Source organism: Lacrimispora sp., assembly GCF_032078915.1.
Lineage (GTDB): Bacteria > Bacillota > Clostridia > Lachnospirales > Lachnospiraceae > Lacrimispora.
The window spans coordinates 86518-106370 of the sequence record NZ_DAMAUN010000009.1; the positions used below are offsets into that span (position 1 = coordinate 86518).

20 protein-coding genes are annotated in these 19853 nt (G+C 47.5%); 15 read left to right on the forward strand and 5 right to left on the reverse strand.

Annotation, left to right across the window (positions count from 1 at the left end):
• Positions 1-151: 151 nt before the first annotated feature.
• The 5 genes from phoU to RT269_RS05855 form a co-directional block, all read right to left on the reverse strand.
• On the reverse strand, positions 152-814 hold the full coding sequence (phoU, locus tag RT269_RS05835; protein WP_313181189.1) for a phosphate signaling complex protein PhoU: 663 nt from the start codon (positions 812-814) through the stop codon (positions 152-154).
• Between the two features lie 35 nt (positions 815-849).
• The gene (pstB, locus tag RT269_RS05840; RefSeq protein ID WP_313181191.1) at positions 850-1614 is read right to left on the reverse strand and encodes a phosphate ABC transporter ATP-binding protein PstB; all 765 of its coding nucleotides are present in this window, start codon (positions 1612-1614) and stop codon (positions 850-852) included.
• Positions 1611-2519: a phosphate ABC transporter permease PstA gene (gene pstA, locus RT269_RS05845; RefSeq protein ID WP_313181192.1), complete on the reverse strand. Its 909-nt coding sequence runs from the start codon at positions 2517-2519 to the stop codon at positions 1611-1613. Before pstA ends, pstB begins: the two co-directional genes overlap by 4 nt.
• Positions 2509-3447: a phosphate ABC transporter permease subunit PstC gene (gene pstC, locus RT269_RS05850; protein ID WP_313181193.1), complete on the reverse strand. Its 939-nt coding sequence runs from the start codon at positions 3445-3447 to the stop codon at positions 2509-2511. The genes pstA and pstC overlap by 11 nt, the downstream gene beginning before the upstream one ends.
• 97 nt (positions 3448-3544) lie before the next feature.
• Positions 3545-4465 carry a phosphate ABC transporter substrate-binding protein gene (locus RT269_RS05855; RefSeq protein ID WP_313181195.1) on the reverse strand — a complete coding sequence of 307 codons (921 nt, stop codon included), beginning with the start codon at positions 4463-4465 and terminating at the stop codon, positions 3545-3547.
• Between the two features lie 386 nt (positions 4466-4851).
• Here RT269_RS05855 and RT269_RS05860 point away from each other — a divergent pair, with 386 nt between their 5' ends.
• The 15 genes from RT269_RS05860 to RT269_RS05930 form a co-directional block, all read left to right on the forward strand.
• Positions 4852-6420, forward strand: a complete 1569-nt coding sequence (locus RT269_RS05860) for a plasmid pRiA4b ORF-3 family protein (protein ID WP_313181196.1) — start codon at positions 4852-4854, stop codon at positions 6418-6420.
• A gap of 131 nt (positions 6421-6551) precedes the next feature.
• Positions 6552-7601, forward strand: a complete 1050-nt coding sequence (locus RT269_RS05865; RefSeq protein ID WP_313181197.1) for a zinc-dependent alcohol dehydrogenase — start codon at positions 6552-6554, stop codon at positions 7599-7601.
• 14 nt (positions 7602-7615) lie between these two features.
• Positions 7616-8602, forward strand: coding sequence for an SMP-30/gluconolactonase/LRE family protein (locus tag RT269_RS05870; RefSeq protein ID WP_313181199.1), 987 nt, complete (start codon positions 7616-7618; stop codon positions 8600-8602).
• 10 nt (positions 8603-8612) lie between these two features.
• Positions 8613-10172 (forward strand): xylulokinase, encoded by a 1560-nt coding sequence (gene xylB / locus RT269_RS05875; RefSeq protein WP_313181201.1) that lies wholly within the window; start codon positions 8613-8615, stop codon positions 10170-10172.
• Positions 10172-11137 carry a glycoside hydrolase family 88 protein gene (locus RT269_RS05880; RefSeq protein WP_313181218.1) on the forward strand — a complete coding sequence of 322 codons (966 nt, stop codon included), beginning with the start codon at positions 10172-10174 and terminating at the stop codon, positions 11135-11137. Before xylB ends, RT269_RS05880 begins: the two co-directional genes overlap by 1 nt.
• Positions 11124-11846: an SDR family NAD(P)-dependent oxidoreductase gene (locus tag RT269_RS05885; protein ID WP_313181204.1), complete on the forward strand. Its 723-nt coding sequence runs from the start codon at positions 11124-11126 to the stop codon at positions 11844-11846. The genes RT269_RS05880 and RT269_RS05885 overlap by 14 nt, the downstream gene beginning before the upstream one ends.
• A 16-nt stretch (positions 11847-11862) precedes the next feature.
• Positions 11863-12486 (forward strand): hypothetical protein, encoded by a 624-nt coding sequence (locus RT269_RS05890; protein ID WP_313181205.1) that lies wholly within the window; start codon positions 11863-11865, stop codon positions 12484-12486.
• Positions 12480-13121, forward strand: a complete 642-nt coding sequence (locus RT269_RS05895; RefSeq protein ID WP_313181206.1) for a ThuA domain-containing protein — start codon at positions 12480-12482, stop codon at positions 13119-13121. The genes RT269_RS05890 and RT269_RS05895 overlap by 7 nt, the downstream gene beginning before the upstream one ends.
• A 1-nt stretch (position 13122) precedes the next feature.
• Positions 13123-14286: an iron-containing alcohol dehydrogenase gene (locus RT269_RS05900; RefSeq protein WP_313181208.1), complete on the forward strand. Its 1164-nt coding sequence runs from the start codon at positions 13123-13125 to the stop codon at positions 14284-14286.
• Positions 14287-14298: 12 nt separating this feature from the next.
• Positions 14299-14994, forward strand: a complete 696-nt coding sequence (gene deoC, locus RT269_RS05905) for a deoxyribose-phosphate aldolase (RefSeq protein WP_313181210.1) — start codon at positions 14299-14301, stop codon at positions 14992-14994.
• 4 nt (positions 14995-14998) lie between these two features.
• Complete coding sequence (locus tag RT269_RS05910; RefSeq protein ID WP_313181211.1) at positions 14999-15799, forward strand: carbohydrate-binding protein; 801 nt, start codon at positions 14999-15001, stop codon at positions 15797-15799.
• Between the two features lie 149 nt (positions 15800-15948).
• Complete coding sequence (locus RT269_RS05915) at positions 15949-17331, forward strand: ABC transporter substrate-binding protein (RefSeq protein WP_313181213.1); 1383 nt, start codon at positions 15949-15951, stop codon at positions 17329-17331.
• Positions 17332-17412: 81 nt separating this feature from the next.
• Complete coding sequence (locus RT269_RS05920) at positions 17413-18288, forward strand: carbohydrate ABC transporter permease (protein WP_312443990.1); 876 nt, start codon at positions 17413-17415, stop codon at positions 18286-18288.
• Positions 18289-18291: 3 nt separating this feature from the next.
• A complete protein-coding gene (locus RT269_RS05925; protein WP_025231108.1) occupies positions 18292-19128 on the forward strand; it encodes a carbohydrate ABC transporter permease in 837 nt (278 codons plus the stop codon).
• A 26-nt stretch (positions 19129-19154) separates the two neighbouring features.
• Positions 19155-19853 (forward strand): hypothetical protein (locus RT269_RS05930; protein ID WP_313181214.1); only part of this gene is annotated, 699 nt, incomplete at its 3' end.

The window sequence follows — 19853 nt, forward strand, 5'->3', positions numbered from 1 at the left end:
GGCCCGCTGGTCCGCAGTGCTCAAGCTCGAATCCGCTGCGCTCCTTCTCGCTTGACGGCTGTCAACCTATGTCCTCAAAATCAAAAGAACCCATAAGAATGCTTGCATTCTTATGGGTTCTTTCGTTTTTAAGGACGCACTGCTCGTAGCTTTACAATATCCGTACATTTTTTAAAGCTCCAGTTTTTGAAAACTCTGTCCATTCACAAACATTTACTGCATGATCTCCAATTCGCTCTAAATATTTTGCTACCATTAACAAGTCAATGCACTGATCGATATGTTCGTTGGAATTTTTTAATAGATCAACCACATCATTCTTCACCTTATCGAATAATTCATCAACCACATCATCCTGCTTTTCGATCTGCTTTGCAGTCTCTAAATCCTGGTTAATAAAGGCTTCGATGGAGCTGCGGACCATTTCACGGGCGGCGGAGGCCATGGAGGGGATGTGGCGGACTACATGGTAAACGTGTTCGCCTTTTATGCGTAGGATGAGTTCGGCGATGTCGGAAGCGTGGTCGCCGATACGCTCTAAGTCCGTAACCACTTTAAGGGCGCTGGAGACTACTCTTAAATCTCCGGCAACTGGCTGCTGGCGTAAGATGATGGAGAGGCAGCGAGCCTCGATGGAACGCTCTAAGTCGTTGATGGTGCGGTCTCCTTTTATGATATCCTCTGCTTTTTCAAAATCCTGGTCTTCAAATGCCACAAAACACTGTTCGATGGAGGTTTCGACCATTCGCCCCATTTCTTTTATGTCATGGTTTAAGAGGCTTAACTCATGTTCATAATTAACTCTCGTTGTCATTGCTTGTTCTCCTTTATTGTTCTATATATAATGGATCAGCCGAAGCGTCCTGTGATATAGTCTTCGGTTCTTTTGTCCTTAGGGGCAGTGAACAGCTCGGTTGTGGGAGCGTATTCCACCACCTCTCCCACAAGGAAAAAGGCGGTATAATCTGCGATTCGGGTTGCCTGCTGCATGTTGTGGGTAACGATTGCAACCGTGTACTTTTCTTTCAGCTCATCCATCAGGTCCTCGATTTTCAGGGTTGAGATAGGGTCTAAGGCCGAGGTGGGCTCATCCATAAGCAGTACTTCCGGCTCAACTGCCAGGGCGCGGGCGATGCAAAGTCGCTGCTGCTGGCCGCCGGATAGGCCGAGGGCTGATTTTTTTAAACGGTCAGATACCTCTTCCCAGAGGGCTGCCCCCTTTAAGCTTCTTTCCACGATATCGTCAAGCTCGGATTTATTCTTTATGCCATGGATTCTTGGACCGTAGGCCACATTGTCATAGATACTCATTGGAAACGGGTTCGGCTGCTGAAATACCATGCCGATTTTTTTGCGTAAAAGAGTGGTGTCGACCCGCGGATCATAGATGTTTTCTTCATCTAAAAGAACCTCCCCTTCTATTTTTACGCTTGGAATCAGGTCATTCATTCGGTTTAATGTTTTTAAGTAGGTAGACTTTCCGCATCCGGAAGGACCGATAAAGGCCGTAATTTTATTTGTGAAGAGATTTAGGTTTACATCCTTTAGGGCTTGATTAGTTCCGTAAAATAGATTTAAATGGCTGGTTGAAATTTTTACTGTATTGGTACTCACGATTCTTTCACCTCCGTATTGAATTTATGAGACAGATATTTTGCAAGTCCGTTTATTAACAGCACGATGACCAGAAGGACAACGGCAATTCCGAAGGCCTGGCCGTATTTGGCCTTTTGCATGCATAAGTACAACTGAATCGTTAAGGTACCGCCTGATTCAAATATTTTACCGAAGAAGTCCTTTGGAAGGAGGTAGCCGCTTCCTGCCGTAAAGAGAAGGGCAGCGGACTCTCCCACGATGCGGCCGATGGCCAGGATGATTCCTGTTACAATGCCTGGCATGGCGCTGGGTAGCAGGATGGTCCGGATCATGTACCATTTGGTTGCACCGATACCCAGGGCACCAGAGCGGTAGCTTTCCGGAACGGTTTTTAAGGCTTCCTGAGTGGTTCTGGTAATAAGGGGAAGAACCATGATGGATAAGGTTAAAGCACCGGTGAGGATGGAATAGCCAAGGCCCAGGGTGTTCCCGAAAAACACATAACCAAAGAGTCCGAAAATAATGGAGGGGATACCTGCCAGGGTCTCTGTGGTGAATTCGATGATTCGTACCACTTTTCCGCCCTTTGCATATTCGTTTAAGTAAATGGCTGCGCCAACGCCCAGGGGAGTAGCGATTAACAGGGTAATGACAACGACATATAAGGTGTTTACAATATTTCCGACGATACCAAAGGTTCCCTTAATAGTACTTGGCACAGTGGTGAGAAATTCCAGGCTGATTTCGGGAACGCCGCGAACAAACACATAGCCCATGATTCCGATCAGGACCATAATGGAGATGGAAGCGCATAAGTAAATAAGGACCGTTAAGAAAGAATCGGAGATCCGGTTTTTCCGGTTATAAATGCTGTGTGTTACTGCAGAATCTTTTTGAACGGGAATTACGATATCATTTGTCATGGCCTTCCTCTCCTTTCTTTAACAGGTTGTTAAGTGTAATGTTAATGAGCATGATAAAAGCAAACAGGACAAGACCTATGGTAAAAAGCACCTGTTTGTGGAGCCCGGCGGAATAAGACATCTCTGATACGATCGCAGTAGTAAGGAAACGGACCGAATTAAAGGGTAGAGGCATATTTACCGAACTTCCGGACACCAGGCTGATTGCCATTGCTTCACCGATGGCCCGGCCTGTTCCAAGGACAATTGCGGTAATGATACCGGACTTTGCTGCAGGAAGTACCGCATTGAAAATCGTCTGGATCTTAGTAGCTCCAAGAGCCAGGGAAGCACTTCTAAGGTGCTGCGGAACAGCACGGAGCGCTGATTCACTGATGTTGATAACCGTAGGAAGAATCATTAAGGCCAGCACTAAAACAGCGGAGATCAGATTCGCACCTCCGGTAAACTGGTGGGTGGTGGATCCTGCAAATATTTTTAACTCTATTTTATACATTAATGGGTTTAAAATCAAGATACCAAGCAAACCATAAATAACAGAAGGTATTCCGGCTAACAGCTCTACTGCCGGACGCACGATGTTAGTCAGCCTTTCAGGGGCCACTTCAGCCAGGAAAACGGCAGTCATGACGCCAATGGGAACTCCGATCAGGATTGCCAGAGCAGTTCCTATGATAGAGGTCAAAATGACATAGAGGATACCAAAGCTTGGTGAAGCGGCTGCCGGCATCCAGATGGTTCCGAACAGAATATCCAGAATCCCCACCTTAAAAAGTGCCGGCGTACCGCTTATGATCATGTACAGAGTGATAGAGGCCACAGCCAAAACGGCAAAGAAGCCGCAGACAGTAAAGATTACTTCTGCAGCATGCTCAACACCTGATTTACTTCCGTGGCCACCAAATATGGAATAAGACTTTGGTCGCATATAACAGCTCCTTTCAAAACGGGGACGTAGCATAATCATCCGGCTGCGTCCCCTGTAAATATTATCGTTAGGCAGTATAAGAAGAATTTCTTTACAATTAGTTTGCGGGGATTAAACCAACGGCTTTCACTAAATCTTTTCCTTCATCAGAATAGATGTAGTCAAACAATGCCTTCACCAGATCACTCTGCTCAGATATCTCTCCTTTGGTAGCCATAACGAATGGACGGCTTAAGAAGTAGGAACCTGCCTTGATGTTTTCTGGAGTTGGTTCTATGCTTTCCAGCTTCATGGTCTTGACGGTATCATCAAGAACGTCCAGAGAAACATAGCCAATGGAGCCTGGAGTGGAAGCGGCTTTTGCCATGACTGCGCCGGTACTGTCCAGCTCATTGCTGTATTTGCAGGCATCTTCCAGCTTTAACAGTTCTTCAAAAGCAGTTCTTGTACCGGAACCTGCCTCACGTCCAATCACAACGATCGGCTGATCGGCTCCGCCTAATTCCTTCCAGTTGGAAGTTGTTCCGTTGTAAATGTTGATCAACTGGTCTTTTGTTAAATTGTCAACGGTATTGGCCGGATCAGAGACAACGGCGATACCGTCGATTGCAACGATATTTTCAGCAATACCTTTTGCTTTTTCTTCATCCTTTAGATTACGGGAAGAGTTACCGATATCCGCAGAACCATTGGTAACTGCTTCGATTCCTGCGCCAGAACCTACAAATTCGGCCTGTACGGTAACGCTTGGATATTTTTCCATAAAAACTTCACTTAAAGCGGTTGCGAATTTCTCCATAGAGGTAGAACCAACCATGCTGATAGAACCCTTTAAATTAGAAGCTGTATCTTCTTTTGCGGTTGTCTCGTTAGCGGTTGTCCCACTTGTAGTGCCAGCCTCGGTTTTGGTATCAGGAGCCTGTGTCTCAGCATTATTGCTGCCGCAGCCAGCTAAAGTTCCCATTGTAAGAACTGCCATTCCAGCTAATGCAAGAGTCTTAATAAAATTTTTTTTCATATTTACTTTCTCCTCTTTTCTCTTTAAAATTGCTTTCGCTTACATCATGGAGTATATCAGCCGTAAAACTTTTCTGATATCATATTTTAGTATAGAAAGTGTAAATGTTGTGTAAAGCATTCCGGCTCTCTTTTTTCTTATTAATAGTGTTTGCAGAATGGGAGAATGAAATTCCTTTATTATGGTTAAGAAGCATAGTCAGAATTGAAAAAGCTGTCATAATTACAAAAAACAGCCTTTTGTTTACAAAAATTGACGGGATGGACTGGACAGAATAGGAGGAAATATGGTAAATTGGAACGTGCGCTTATTTTATAGTAGAAATATAAAAAATATTCCGTAATTTAAGAACGGATACAAAGGATACGAGACAGGAGGGCGTTTTCATGGGAGCATATCAACTGAAAGTCACGATCAAAGGCAGCAAGCCGCCGATTTGGAGAAGGGTTCTGATACCGGAGGGGATAACCTTTGGAAAGCTGCACCAAATGATTCAGACAGCATTCTGCTGGTCCGATGAGCACCTGTATGAATTTGAATTCCGTTCTGAAGGGGTTCGTGTAGTTCCGGGTAAAGAGAATTGGTCCCCCAAATTTCAATACCTTTTAAGTGATGAAACCATAGACAGCCTGGTGCCCGGTACCAGCAAATTTACATATACTTACGGTCTAGATAAAACCTGGGAATTAAACATCCAGGTAGAAGATGTAGTTTCTGATTTTAAGGAAAGCTGGGGACAGGTTATAAAATTCAAAGGAGACTGCGTTCCGGAAAACTGCGGAGGCATCGCCGGGTATTATGAACTTTTGGAGTCGGGTTCAAACGATCTGAAGGAATATGACATGTCTGCTGTCAATAAACGTATGGACCAGAGTTCTGATGCTGCATCGGAAGAAGTTCATATAGCAGAAATTTATGATTGCTATGATAAAGGCAGCATCCTTGAGATTGCAAAAAGACATGGCATGAACGGGCTTTCTAAATTTAAAAAGGAAGAACTTGTGGAACGGACGATCGCTCATATTCTGGATCCTAAGGTAATGAGCAGCTATTTCCTTTGTGCCCGTAATTCAGAAATAAGTTTATTTGAGAAGTTGGCATCAGATGATTTTCAGATACCATCTTTTGAATTGGAAGAAATGGACTTTCTTTACGCAGGAGGCTATGTAACCGCAGGACCTGACAATCATTTTATGGTTGCGGAAGAAGTATTAAAAGCATATGAAGCGGTAAATACACCGGAATTTAAGGAAGAGCGTGAACGTCTCAGTAAAATCGGAGATTATCTCTGCGCAGCAAATTCCCTGTATGCCGTCACACCGCCCCAGGTCCTGTTGGAAACCTTTAATAAATATGAAGATAAGAAGCTTTCATTGGAAGATCTCTTACATGCCTATGAACTTCTCCGGATATACCGTCCTTCGGTCAGATTCATTGACGGAAACTTTGTGGATGGGGCCCTGGCAGAACAGAATGGCGTTGAAGAATTTCTGCAGATGCAGAAAAAAATTCCTTATTATATCCCTACACAGATGGAAATCCGTTTCATGGCGGATAATAAGGGCTTTTTAATGACCGGAGAATTAGGTCTGCTGAGCAAATTCCTGACGGATGAAATGAACGTTCCGGATGAAAGGATTCCATATTTACTGCGTCAGGTGCAGGCGGAGATCAGTATGGGCGGACAGCTTCAGGAGGTTGTGGAAGGAATAGAGGCCGCCGGGATCATTTTTGAATCGGAAGAGCATTTGGAAAGGTTCACAAGCATTATCACAGATGTATGGAACCATACCAGGATGGTGTTAAACAGAGGCCACAAGCCATATGAAATGGTGATGAAGGGCTTAGAGACAGTATCTGCCCAGCGCAAGAACCCTCCGAAAATCTATCCAAACGATCCCTGTTCCTGCGGGAGTGGGAAGAAATATAAGAAATGCTGCGGGAAAAAAGGCTGATAAAAAAATAAAACACCAAATAAAAAGAAAGACCGTGTTAGAATTATTGTAAAAAAGGTACAATTATCTCATGAAAATCAGGAGATAATTGTACCTTTTTTATTTGGAGAAGGAAAGAGGAGGAAAACGGGATGAAAGCACTGATTGTAGACGAAACAGGAAAACTGTCCGTAGAGGAGATTGAAAAGCCAGATTATGGTCCGTGTCAGGCACTGGTAAAGCTGGAAAGCTGCGGAGTGTGCAATGGAACGGATATGAAGCTGATTCATGGCACATTTAAAAATTTCCTGTCTTATCCGGCCATTCTGGGTCACGAAGGAGTTGGAAGAGTGGTGGAGACAGGAGCGCAGGTGGAAAATCTGCAAGTAGGAGACCTGGTGCTTCTGCCGCTTCTGGAAAAGGAAACAGGTGGATATACGCCGGGCTGGGGAGCTTATGCAGAATATGCAGTAGTGGGAGATGCCCAGAGCTACATCCGCCATGGCATGGGACCGGGAACTCCGGAATGGAGCGAAGCCTATTTAGCCCAGACGGTCCTCCGTCCTGAGGATCAGGTGGATGCAGTTGGCGCTTCCATGATCATCACCTTTCGTGAGGTTCTAAGTGCGATCCGTCGGTTCGGCTGCCAGCCCAATGAGACAGCTCTGGTGTTTGGGGCAGGGCCCGTAGGGTTATGCTTTACCAGATTTTTAAAGCTGCTGGGGTTAAAGACCGTGATCACCACGGATATTGCAGATGCAAAAGTGGAAGAGGCTAAGCGGATGGGGGCAGATTACAGCTTTAATACGACTGTCTGTGACATCGGGGATGAAGTAAAAAGGCTGATACCGGACGGAGTGGATTATGTGGTAGATGCAGTGGGAATCAATGCCCTCATTAACCAGGCAATGCCCCTGGTAAAATATAACGGAAAAATCTGCTGTTATGGTATATCACCCAAGCTAAATATGGAATTGGACTGGAGCCAGGCACCTTATAACTGGACCCTTCAATTTGTCCAGTGGCCCAGCAAAAAGGAAGAAGGGGAGGCCCATTCCCAGATTATGGCCTGGATCAACCAGGGAGTCCTTGAACCCATGGATTTTATTTCCCATGTGATTTCTTTTGAACGGTGTATGGATGCCTTTCAGCTGGTGGAAGCCAGAGAACCAGGTACTAAAAAGATTGTAATTAAATTTTAAGGAGGAAAAAGCTGATGAGAGAGAGCCGGTTATTTTGTGTACTGCCTGACTATGTGTGTACCCCGGATGGCATGGCCGTAGACCGCCATGGAAATCTGGTGCTTTCCTGCCCCAATTATGCAGAAGATGACATGTCCGGATGTGTAGTGAGGATCGACCGGGAAGGAAATGTGAAAAAGTGGTTTGATGTTCCGGTCCATCCGGAGACTGGAGTTGCCAGGAACATGGGGATTGCCTTTGATGAGGAATGGAATGTGTATCTTTGCGATAACCAGGGCTGGAGTGAACGGGAAGATCTTCTTTACAAAGGCAGGATCTTAAAAGTGGCTGTAGATGAAGAGGGCAATATTTTAAAGACCACGGTGGTGGCAGACCATATGGAGCATCCAAACGGCATCAGAATCAAGGATGGTTTTATGTACGTTACCCAGAGTTATCTTCATCCGGTGAAACGGCCCGATGGGAAGCTGGTAAGCTGCGTATACCGTTTCGGCCTTGAGGAAGAAGGAATACATATAACCAATACACTGGAGGACCGACATATTTTTGCAACCTATATCACCCAGAATCCGGATTGCCAGTACGGAGCGGATGGAATTGTATTTGATAAGGAAGGAAACCTCTATGTGGGTAATTTCGGAGACGGAACTGTTTACCGGATTACCTTTCACGAGGATGGAAGCTTAAAGGAGAACCAGGTATTTGCCCGGAATCCCGCAGAGCTTCAGAGCACAGACGGAATGTTTTTTGACGAAGAGGGGAATCTCTATATCGCTGATTTCAGCGCCAATGCCATAGCAAAGGTGGCGCCTGACGGAAGTGTGGAGAGAATTGCCCAAAGTCCAGACTGCACCGGAGTGGATGGAGGCCTGGACCAGCCGGGAGAGCCGATTGTATGGGAAGGAAAAATCATTGCTTCCTGTTTTGACTTAGTGACAGGTCCTGACAAGGTAAATAAAAAGCATGAGATGCCGGCAACGCTGGTGGAGCTGTCTTTATAAGGAGGAACCTATGAAACAGTATATGTTAGCCCATGACTTGGGGACCAGCGGAAATAAGGCCACCCTTTATCATACGGACGGCAGGATGGCGGCAAGCTGCGTCCATGAATACCCTGCCTATTATCCGGCACCTGGCTGGGTGGAGCAGGATCCGGAGGATTGGTGGAAAGCGGTTTGCAGCTCTACCAGAGAGCTTCTTGAAAAATCCGGAATTTCGGCCGGAGAGATCGAAGCGGTTTCTTTCAGTGCCCAGATGATGGGCTGTCTTCCAGTGGACGTTCAGGGAAAGCCTCTGCGGCCTATGATCATCTGGGCAGATACCAGGGCAGGGAAAGAGGAGGCTTTCATGAAGGAACGGATCGGGATGGGGAGGGGCTATGAAATCACAGGCCACAGGCTCAGCGCCTCCTATTCCGCAGCCAAGCTTCTCTGGATCCGGAATCACGAGCCCCAGGTCTATCATAAATGCAGATGGATGCTGCAGGCCAAAGATTATATTATTTTCCGTCTGACCGGAAATATTGTAACAGATTACAGCGATGCTTCCGGCACAAATTTTTTTGATATCAGGAAAAAATGCTGGTCAGAGGAAATCCTCAGCGCTCTGGATATAGACCCGTCAATTTTGCCGGAACCTCATCCCTCTACCGATATAGGGGGCCGGGTGACACGAGAGGCGGCAGAGCTTACCGGGCTTTTGGAAGGAACTCCGGTGGTGATCGGAGGAGGCGATGGAAGCTGTGCCTGTGCAGGGGCTGGAGTGGTAGAAGAGGGAAGTGCTTATCATGTGCTCGGCTCCTCCTCCTGGATCTCCATGGCTTCCAAATCCCCTTATTTTGATCCGGAGCTTAGAACCTTTAACTGGGTGCACTTAGACCCGGAGCTTTATACCCCGTGCGGAACCATGCAGGCAGCGGGATACTCCTACAACTGGTATAAGAGAACCCTTTGCCAGCTGGAAACAATGGAGGCTGAGGAAGCCTTAATAAGTCCTTATGAACGGATCAACGAAGGAGTTAAGAAGGCTGAACCGGGGGCTGGAGGGGTCATCTATCTGCCTTATATTCTGGGAGAGCGATCGCCCAGATGGGATGCTGACGTCAGAGGGGCTTTTTTAGGTATGTCTGTTACCACTACAAAAGAGGACTTGTCCAGGGCGGTTTTAGAGGGTGTGAGCTATAATTTAAGAATCATTCTGGAAAGCTTAAAACAGGGAAGAGCGATCAATGATTTAAGAGTGATCGGCGGCGGAGCCAAGGGAGAGGCCTGGCTTCAGATATTAGCAGATATTTTCCAGATGCCTTTAAAGGTTCCGGTTTATTTAGAGGAGGCCACCAGCCTGGGCGCGGCGGTCTGTGCCGGAGTCGGCGTTGGCATTTATCCTGATTTTTCAGCAGTAAAGAAGATCAATCCTGTTGTGCGGGAGATTTTGCCTCAAAAATCCCTGGCAGGCCGTTATGATAAATTATATACAATTTTTAACCAGGCTTATGAAGGACTAAAGGAAGTGAACCAGGGATTGGGAGAATACCGGATGGAGATGGAAAGGGAAAAGGAGGCGGATAAGTGATGGTCAGAGCAGAACAGATCAGAAAGGGAGCATTGGTCCTCCTTTCCATGCAGCGTCATTCCTGGGAGCAGGGGACTGCAATGCAGGCCTTTCTGGAAATGGGCGAGATGGAGGTTGTGACAGCCATGTCCAGAGAGGCAGTATACAGAAGGCTGGAGGATGGCCGGGCTGCCACGATCGGAGTAACGGATGGGGTGACAGATCCCTGCTCCGTGGGAGAAGCCCTGCTTGCTGCCTGCCGCTCCTGTGGAGAGCCTCTTCTGAAGGAAGGGCTTTCGGCTCTGCTTTCATGGACTCTTGAGAGAGCGCCCAGAAATGAAGAAGGCATTCTTTACCATCTGACCACCAGCCGCCAGTTCTGGGTGGATTCCATGTATATGCTTCCGCCCTTTCTGGCAGCCGCAGGATATTATGAGGAGGCTTTTAAACAGGCGGAGGGCTACTGGAATGCTCTTTATGATGATAAGGCAGCCCTGATGTGCCATATGTGGGATGATGAAAAAAAGGAATATGTAAGGGCAGCCCACTGGGGCAGCGGAAATGGCTGGGCCATGGCCGGCTTAGCAAGGCTCCTGCATCTGATTCCGGATCGTGGATATGAGCGGCAGCGGGAAATAATAAAAAAACGGGTGAAGAAACTGTTGGATGGAGTGCTTTTCTATGTAAGGGAGGATGGGCTGTTCCATGATGTAGTAGATGATCCTTCTTCCTTTGTGGAAACCAATTTATCCCAGATGACTTCATATACCATCTACCGGGGGCTTAAGGAGGGCTGGCTTTCCGGCCCTGGCTTTAAGGAACAGGCAGACCGCCTTCGGAGAGCGGCAGAAGGGCAGATGGATCCCCAGGGCTTTGTACGGGGCGTCTGCGGCGCACCGGGCTTTGACAGACCAGGCTTTTCTCCGGAAGGGCAGGCATTTTTCCTATTGATGGAGCAGGCTTATATGGATTATGAGAAAGGCTGAGGGAAAGATGAAGACAGTATTCATAACAGGAGCAGACCGGGGACTGGGCTTTGCCCTTTGCGAGGAATTTTTAAAGAAGGACTTTTTTGTACTGGCAGGGCAGTATATGGAGGAATGGCCCTGGCTTTCCCGGTTAAAGGGGGCCTGGCCGGGACGACTGGAGCTTTTGCCTTTGGATATCGGATCGGATGAATCCATTGCCCGGGCATTTGAAGCTGCCGGAAGCCGTACTGCAGTCATAGACTTGCTGATCCATAACGCCGGCGTGGCGTGGCAGGAACAGGATATGGGGAGTGAGGCGGATCTAGTGAAGAACTTAAGAATGTTTAACATTAACAGCCTTGGCCCCTTGTGCCTTACCCGGAGATTCCTTCCGCTTATGGAGGAGGGGATGCGGAAAATATGCTTTGTGTCCTCGGAGGCAGGAAGCATCGGCGTGGCCCATCGTAAAGACATGACAGGCTACTGCATGTCAAAAACAGCTCTCAACATGGCTGGAAGAATCCTTCATAACGATTTGGGAAAACGGGGCTATGGAATCTATTTATACCATCCGGGCTGGATGCGGACCTATATGGAAGGGGCTGAACCTATGAATGGAGAACTGGAACCATCCCAGTCGGCAGAGGCCGCATTTTCCTATTTCACAGGAGAGAAGCCCTCTTGTCTTCAGGTTGTGGATGTATACGGACGGGCATGGTGCTTTTAAACGGAAGGAGGTGGAAATGCTGGGGAAAACAGCATTGATTTGTGGAGAAAATACGGAAGTCTGCCGGGAGGCGGAAGAATGTTTAAATGAAATGGGCTGGCTGGTCTGGCGGCTGGGATACGGAGAGGTCCAGGCAGCAGAGAACCTTTTTAAGAAGGAAGATGGCCTTGATCTGTTGGTATTTGGTGATGATGAGGGAATCTTTCCCCGGACAGGTACCATCTATGAAAACCAGGAACGGCCAGCCGTTTTACAGGCCTATGAGCAGCATGTAAACGGCCCCCTCAAGGCACTGCGCCTCCTTAAGCCTCTTTTGGACCAGGGCGGGGGCAGACGGATCTGCTATATAACCACCAGGGATTCCAGCAACAATATGTGCTTTGATCATGAACGTTACGGAGAACATATGGTACGGGCAGCAAGAAATATGCAGGCAAGGATTCAGATGAACCGCCTGGGTCCGGAAGGTTATACCTTCCGGGTATTCTGCTATGACGGCTCCTGGAAGATGAAAGGGACCGGGCAGCAGGCTGTCCTTTATTTTCTTCAGGACCGGAGCAGGGATGAGCTCTGCCCGGCTCATGAGGATGAAAAAAGGCTGGTCATGAGAGATGAAGGAAGGAGGGAGATTCCATGGTAGAGGCCTTGATGTTTGGAAAATGGGATGCAAGATACCATCCCCTTTATGAACCAGGGGAAAAGGTAAAAGAACTTCTTGCGGAATGCTGTATCACGTTGACAGACCGCCCGGAGGCGTTTGAAAGTGAGGCTATGAAACAGTACCGGCTGTGCATTCTCTACGGGGAATTTGACGAACCGGCTTTTGGGGATGGGGAAACTGCCGGATTATTGTCCTTTGTTTCTATGGGAGGGGGACTTCTGGTTTTACATAACGGGATCTCGGTCCAGAGCCGCAGTGAGTTGGGGCAGATGATCGGTGGGGAATTCTTATCCCATCCGCCCTATGAACAGCTTCCGGTTCTTCATTATAAGGGAAAGGCGGCAGCCCATCCGGTTATGGAGGGCGTCTCCGATTTTTGTGCAGAGGATGAGGCATATCAGTTTCAGCTTGACCCGCTGGCAGATATCCAGATAGTAATGGAGTACCAATATGAAGGAAAGAGCTATCCGGCAGCTTGGGTCCGGAGGTACGGAAAAGGAAGGGTGGCTTACTGTTGTGCAGGACACAATGGTAAGACCTTTAAAAATCCTGAATTTGGAAAATGGATCAGGAACAGTGCGGCATGGCTTTTATCAGAACAGGAGGAAGGATAAAATGATAGATTTTACATGGTATAACCCGACAAGGATTATATTTGGCAGACAGACTCATTTACGGGTGGGTGAGGAGACTTCTGTCTATTCCAAAAAGGCACTGCTTCATTATGGAGGAAAAAGCATCAAGGCTTCCGGAACCTATGACGGAATTGTTAAATCTTTAACGGATGCCGGAGTTTCCTTTGTAGAATTAGGGGGAGTATGCCCAAATCCAAGGCTTTCCCTGGTACGCCAGGGCATTGACCTCTGCCGGAAGGAAGGAGTGGATTTCATTCTGGCGGCAGGAGGAGGAAGCGTCATTGATTCCGCAAAGGCCATTGCGGCAGGAGCGCCCTACAAGGGAGATGTGTGGGATTTTTATACCACAGACCGGAAACCGGAAACCGTCCTGCCCATAGGTGTGGTATTAACGATTCCTGCAGCAGGAAGTGAAAGCAGCGACGGCAGTGTAATTACCAGAGAAGAGGGGCCGGATAAGCGTTCTTTTATTTCCAGCCTTCTCTATCCGCGGTTTGCAATCTTAAATCCTGAGCTTTGCTATACGCTTCCCAAGAATCAGATCGGAGCCGGAGGCGCGGATATCCTTTCTCATGTCATGGAACGGTATTTCTCCCCCAATGAGGAGACAGACCTTTCTGATCGCTTGTGCGAGGCTGCGATGAGGTCCCTGATACATAATCTCCCCAGAGTTCTTGAAAATCCACAGGATTATGATGCCTGGGCCGAAGTGATGTGGACTGGGAACGTAGCCCATAACGGCCTTTTGGGAAAAGGGAGAATGGAAGACTGGGCCAGCCACGGGATTGAACATGAGCTGAGCGCTGTCTATGATATTGCCCATGGCGCCGGGCTTGCCATTGTATTTCCTGCATGGATGAAATATGTGAGCAAATCTCATCCGGGGAAGATGGCCCGCTTTGCCTGCCAGGTATTTGGAATCAGCCCGGAGGATAAAACGGAAGAAGAGGTGATCCGTCTGGGAATCTGCTGCCTGGAAAACTTTTTTAAGAGCCTGGGACTTTCCGTGACCTTAAAGGAGGCGGGGATTGGCAGGGAGGCCTTTGATGTGATGGCCCAAAAGGCGGTTATGAATGGGAAGCTGGGAAGCTTTCAGACCCTTGATGAGAAGGATGTAAAGGCTATTTATGAACTGGCAGAATAAGGAGATAAAGGCATGAACAAAGAATTGTTAAGAAGCATGACACCAGAGAAGCTGGCAGCATATTTTGACCATACCCAGCTTCGGGCCTATGCGGTGCGGAAGGATTTTGAAAAGCTGTGTGAAGAAAGCAGAAGCTACGGATTTAAAATGGTAGCCATCAATCCGGCTCCGGTAGTCCTGTGCAAGGAACTATTAAAGGGAACCGGCGTCCATGTGGGAGCTGCCATTGGATTTCCCTTAGGCCAGACTACAATTGAGAACAAGGCAAATGAAACAGCCAATGCCATAAAAAACGGTGCGGACGAGATTGACTATGTGGTAAATTTAACAGAGCTTAAGGAAAGAAATTACGGCTATGTGGAGAAAGAAATGGCTTCTGTTGTGGAGGAGTGCAGAAGAAATAAGGTGATCTCCAAGGTTATCTTTGAAAACTGTTACTTAACGGAAGAAGAAAAGGAGGCCTTATGCCGGATCGCTCTGGAGGTAAAGCCGGATTTTATCAAGACCTCCACCGGCTTTGGAACTGGAGGAGCCACCTATGAGGACATTCAGCTAATGAAACGCATGGTAGGCGACGAAATTCAGATAAAGGCGGCAGGCGGAGTCCGTAACTTAGAGACAGCCCTTGCCATGATAGAGCTTGGAGTTTCCAGGATCGGATCTACGGCAAGTGTGGGAATCGTAGAAGAACTGAAAAAGGAGCTGTAAGCTGATGAAAGATTTTTTCCGAATCATGGTTTTTGATAAACAGGGAAGAATCAGGCAGCGGCAGGAGGGAGAGGGACGGGCAGAACTTCGGCCTTCTTCTCCCTATGAGCCTGGCGATGTCATCCGGATTGAAAGCCGGCGCCTTCCCTGTCCCCTAAAGGTATCCCTTTCCCCGGCCCTTCCTGAGGCGGAGGTGTGGCTGGAGGATCATGCCATGGAATTTCCGGTTCCTTTTGGAGAGGAGGCCCAGGCCTATTCGGCAGAGGCCTTTGGAGAGGAACGAGGGATCCGGGTGGAGGCGGTGAGCAGCCAGTGTTGGGGAGCTTACCGCAATTTAAGTGAGAATCCGCTGGACCACAGAGGAGAAACCTCCGTTTATCCCCATTGCACTGCCTCTGTGGAAACCCGAGGAGAATCTGTGTTTGCTGCAAGAAATACCATTGACGGACGATGTGAGAATACGTTTCATGGAGAATGGCCTTATACCAGCTGGGGAGATAATGAGGATCCGGAAGCAGAAATAAGAATTGATTTTGGCCGCAGGGTGCTGGCAGACCGGGCGGAAATTTTAATACGCGCAGATTTCCCTCATGACAATTACTGGAAGGAGGCGGCTCTGGAATTCTCCGACGGAACTGCGATACGCCTTTTCATGGAAAAGACCGGGAGCTGGCAAAGCTTTTCCTTTATTCCCAGGACCATTTCCTGGGTAAAGCTGAAGGAACTGAAAAAGTCAGAGGAGAAATCTCCTTTCCCAGCCCTTACCCAGTGGAGGATTTTTGGGAGGGATTGTGAAAAACAATAAAAAATAGTCTACCATTTTGAAAGATTATGTGTTAAATAACTATATTTGAACTGCTATACTGATGGTATAAAATAAAAGAGATGCTTTTGTACGCTTTTATAACAGGATAATTATAAGAAGTGAACAAAAGGAGAATGGAGGAGGCTTATATGAGAAAAAGATTTTTATCAGCCGCAATGGCAGTTGCAATGGCTTGTGCCTTAACGGCCTGCGGAGGAAGCGGTGGCACCAAATCGGAGACAACCGCACCGGCAGCTGAAACAAAGGCAGCAGAAACCAAGGGCCAGAGTGCAGAAACCAAGGGAGAAAAAGCAGGAGATACGGCTGCCGGAGAGGTTACCTTAAAGGTATTTACCAACCTTCCGGACAGAACTTCAGGCCAGGGGCTGGTGGAGCAGACGCTTTTTGACGCTTATATGACGGAGAATCCAAATGTAAAAATCAATGTGGAAGCCCTGGATGATGAAGCCTATAAAACCAAGTTCAAGGCCTACGCAGCAGGAAGCCAGATGCCTGATCTGGTAAGTGTTTGGGGACAGCCGGGATTTATCGATGAGGTGATGGACGCCGGACTTCTGGCAGAATTAAATAAGGATGACTATAAGGACTATGGCTTTATCAATGGATCCCTGGATGGATTTTCACGGAATGGAAAGCTTTATGGCCTGGCCCGGAATACGGATGTTATGTCTTTCTACTATAATAAAGCCATATTTGATGAAAACGGCTGGTCCGTGCCCAAGACCTATGATGAGCTTCTGGCTTTAGGAGAGAAGATTAAGGCCAAGGGAATCATTCCTGTTTCCATGGATGGGGGAGACAAATGGCCTCTTTATATCTATGTGACGGATTTGATGCAGAAGCTGGATGGCAAGGGCGTTATGCAGAAAACACATGATGCCATTGCTTCTAAGGATTTTTCCGATCCCACCTTTAAAAAGGCAACGGAGATTTTAGTGGATACCGCTAAAAAGGGCTTATTCCAGACCGGTTTTGAAACAACAGACTATGGCACAGCCAAGAACCTGTTTGCCAATGGCCAGGCGGCGATGTTCTACATGGGAAGCTGGGAAATGAGCATGGCTACCAATGAGGACATTCCGGCAGAAATCCGCGACAATATCCGGGTGTTCACCATGCCCGTAATTGACGGCGGACAGGGCGGTGAGACTGATATTGCAGCATGGAACGGAGGCGGATACTCCGTAACGGCCGGGGCAGTAAATAAAGAAGAGGCCATTAAGCTCTTAAATTATATGTTCCGTCCGGAGGGCTGGACCAAGGTCGCATGGGAAAACGGAGTTTGTATGTCCGCTCAGGATTTTGCCCAGTTTGCAACTGGTAAAGAAACAGAGCCTCAGAAGCAGTTCATCGACATTGTCAGCCATGCTTCCAACTTATCTGGAACTCCTATAGGTGATATGGGAACTTCTGAATTCAAGACAATCAGTGAGGATCTGGTACAGGAGGCAGCCATTGGAAAGATCACTGCTGAGGAGTATTTAAAGGGCCTGGAAGCTGCATGTAAGTAAGTGAGTCATTCATCATGGCCGCCTGCCGGTAAACGGAGGCGGCCATAGGTTTCCGTGAAAAAATCTCGAAGGAGGAAATATATGCAGAAGGCGTACAGCAATAAAGGGATTATTTTCACCCTGGTCTTTCCGGGGGTGGCCATGTTCGTATTTGCAATACTTGCCCCCATACTTTTAAGTGTTCACTATGGTTTTACGGACTTCAGCGGTCTGGGGGCTTATCATTTCATTGGATTTGCCAATTATAAAGAAATGTTTCAGGAGAAGGCGTTCTGGTATTCCTTGCGTAACTCCCTTCTTCTGGCGGCTGGCTTTGTAGTGATCCAGCATCCCCTTGCTATCATGACAGCAGCGCTTTTAGACCGGCTGGGTCACAGGGCGGAAGGCTTCTTCCGGTGTGTTTATTTCCTTCCTAACGTCATCTCCGTAGCGGTGATCGCCTATTTGTGGAAGTTTATCTACAATCCTAATTTCGGTCTGTTAAACAACATCTCAAAGGCCCTGGGTTTTGGAGGCGATACCAACTGGCTGGGAAGCGGGAGAGCCATTTGGTCGGTTCTGGTGGTTTTAATCTGGCATGGCTTTGGCTGGGGAATGCTCATCTACTATACGGGAATCAAGAACATTGATCCCGGTCTTTATGAGGCGGCGGCCATTGACGGAGCAAACAGCCGTCAGACCTTTTTAAGAATTACCCTGCCTCTTATGAAGCCGGTCATCCAGGTCAATGTGACCCTGGCCATTATCTCCGCTTTAAAACAGATGGAAACCGTGTACCTCCTGACCAATGGAGGTCCGGGCAATGAGACTCAGTTTATGGCAAACTATTTATACAAACAGGCCTTCAGTGCTTTCCGCTATGGCTACGGCAATTCCATCAGCGTGGTGTTTGTGATCATCTGCATACTGGCAACCCAGATTTTAAACCGGCTTTTCCGGGAAGAGAAGGAGGGATAAAGAATGAAGATAAAAAACATAACGGTGGGAGGCCTCTTGTTATGGATCATTCTGGCAGCTGTGGCTGTGATCCAGATATTCCCGCTGGTCTGGCTTTTAGACTTTTCTCTTGCCAGCAGCAATGAGATGTTTACCAATGGACTGCTGATCATTCCCAAGGTGATAAAATGGGATAATTACATAAAGGCGTTTGTAGACGGCCATTTCCTGCTGTATTTTAAGAACAGCCTGCTCATAAACGTGCTGGCAGTCCTTTTGGTTCTGGTAATTTCCGTTATGATGGCCTTTGCCTGTACCAGAATGCACTGGAAGCTGTCCGGCCTGGTAAGGAACTTAATCCTGCTTGGCATGATGATTCCCATCCATGCCACATTGCTTCCTAATTATGTGATTTATGACAAACTCCGCCTAACCGATACCATGTGGGCCCTGTTGATTCCCTATATTGCATTTTCCCTGCCCCAGGGCCTGTTTCTCACCTGCAGCTTTATGGAGAGCATCCCAAGGGAAATTGAGGAGGCGGCCTTAATGGATGGCTGCGGCATCTACCGGATCATTGTGGTAGTCATTACGCCAATGCTGAAATCCTCCCTGGTCACGGTTTCCATCATGACTTTCTTGAACAATTGGAATGAATTTATGATGGCAAGCACCTATTTGAGCAGTCCAAAATGGAAGACCCTTCCCTTTTCCGTGCTGGAATTTACAGGGCTTTACTCCTCCAACTATGCGGTTCAGTTTGCAGTAATGGCTTTGACCGCAGCGCCAATGGTCATTATCTATGTGATTTTAAATAAGTACATCACAAAAGGCGTTGCCATGGGAGCTGTAAAAGGTTAAACTAGAGGAAAAAACGGGGGTGGCCCATGGAAGGAAAGATGAATTCCCTTTCAAAAAGGATTACGAAAAAGCTGATGATACGCCATAAGATGATGTTAGCCATCTACATGGTTTTGGTTCCTGTGGTAATAGCCGGGGCCATATTCCTCTATGGCCGCACCTACCGTACGACCATGGAGGAAAATATCTCTCTTTACCAGCGGTTTACCCAGACCATATGCGACGATATCGTTTACTTACAGCAGGATGTGCAGGATGTTGCCACCTATTTTGCTGTAAATACAGATATTCATAAGGTACTGACCACTCCGGCCATTGAGCTGAAACGGGATCCTTTATTCTGGTCAAAGCAGACTCCAGTCACCTTTCTTCAGGATATGCTGGCAATCAAAAGCCAGATTAAAACAGTGATTCTCTATCCTGAAAACGGGGCGCAGCCTTTTTACATAAGCCGGGACGCCAGTGTTCATAACAAAAACCTTAAGGAAATACGAAAGCTGCCGGTTTATCAGGCTGCCCATGATGCCAAGGGGGATGTGGTATGGCTACGGGAACCTGCGGGAACGGGAGGACTTTACTTAAATAATAAATCCGACAAGGTGGTGGCATGCAGGGCCTTATATGATTTATCAAAACGGCGGCGCCTTGGTTTTCTGGCAGTCGGTATGGAAGCCTCCCGCTATACGGATATTTGCGAAAGCATGCTGAGCGCTCCCAATGAGGGC

What these genes read in the sequence shown, in the direction of transcription:
- phoU (WP_313181189.1), bottom strand. Translation starts at nt 814, where the DNA reads ATGACAACGAGAGTTAATTATGAACATGAGTTAAGCCTCTTAAACCAT.
- pstA (WP_313181192.1), bottom strand. Translation starts at nt 2,519, where the DNA reads ATGACAAATGATATCGTAATTCCCGTTCAAAAAGATTCTGCAGTAACA.
- pstC (WP_313181193.1), bottom strand. Translation starts at nt 3,447, where the DNA reads ATGCGACCAAAGTCTTATTCCATATTTGGTGGCCACGGAAGTAAATCA.
- RT269_RS05855 (WP_313181195.1), bottom strand. Translation starts at nt 4,465, where the DNA reads ATGAAAAAAAATTTTATTAAGACTCTTGCATTAGCTGGAATGGCAGTT.
- RT269_RS05860 (WP_313181196.1), top strand. Translation starts at nt 4,852, where the DNA reads ATGGGAGCATATCAACTGAAAGTCACGATCAAAGGCAGCAAGCCGCCG.
- RT269_RS05865 (WP_313181197.1), top strand. Translation starts at nt 6,552, where the DNA reads ATGAAAGCACTGATTGTAGACGAAACAGGAAAACTGTCCGTAGAGGAG.
- RT269_RS05870 (WP_313181199.1), top strand. Translation starts at nt 7,616, where the DNA reads ATGAGAGAGAGCCGGTTATTTTGTGTACTGCCTGACTATGTGTGTACC.
- xylB (WP_313181201.1), top strand. Translation starts at nt 8,613, where the DNA reads ATGAAACAGTATATGTTAGCCCATGACTTGGGGACCAGCGGAAATAAG.
- RT269_RS05880 (WP_313181218.1), top strand. Translation starts at nt 10,172, where the DNA reads ATGGTCAGAGCAGAACAGATCAGAAAGGGAGCATTGGTCCTCCTTTCC.
- RT269_RS05885 (WP_313181204.1), top strand. Translation starts at nt 11,124, where the DNA reads ATGAGAAAGGCTGAGGGAAAGATGAAGACAGTATTCATAACAGGAGCA.
- RT269_RS05890 (WP_313181205.1), top strand. Translation starts at nt 11,863, where the DNA reads ATGCTGGGGAAAACAGCATTGATTTGTGGAGAAAATACGGAAGTCTGC.
- RT269_RS05895 (WP_313181206.1), top strand. Translation starts at nt 12,480, where the DNA reads ATGGTAGAGGCCTTGATGTTTGGAAAATGGGATGCAAGATACCATCCC.
- RT269_RS05900 (WP_313181208.1), top strand. Translation starts at nt 13,123, where the DNA reads ATGATAGATTTTACATGGTATAACCCGACAAGGATTATATTTGGCAGA.
- deoC (WP_313181210.1), top strand. Translation starts at nt 14,299, where the DNA reads ATGAACAAAGAATTGTTAAGAAGCATGACACCAGAGAAGCTGGCAGCA.
- RT269_RS05910 (WP_313181211.1), top strand. Translation starts at nt 14,999, where the DNA reads ATGAAAGATTTTTTCCGAATCATGGTTTTTGATAAACAGGGAAGAATC.
- RT269_RS05915 (WP_313181213.1), top strand. Translation starts at nt 15,949, where the DNA reads ATGAGAAAAAGATTTTTATCAGCCGCAATGGCAGTTGCAATGGCTTGT.
- RT269_RS05920 (WP_312443990.1), top strand. Translation starts at nt 17,413, where the DNA reads ATGCAGAAGGCGTACAGCAATAAAGGGATTATTTTCACCCTGGTCTTT.
- RT269_RS05925 (WP_025231108.1), top strand. Translation starts at nt 18,292, where the DNA reads ATGAAGATAAAAAACATAACGGTGGGAGGCCTCTTGTTATGGATCATT.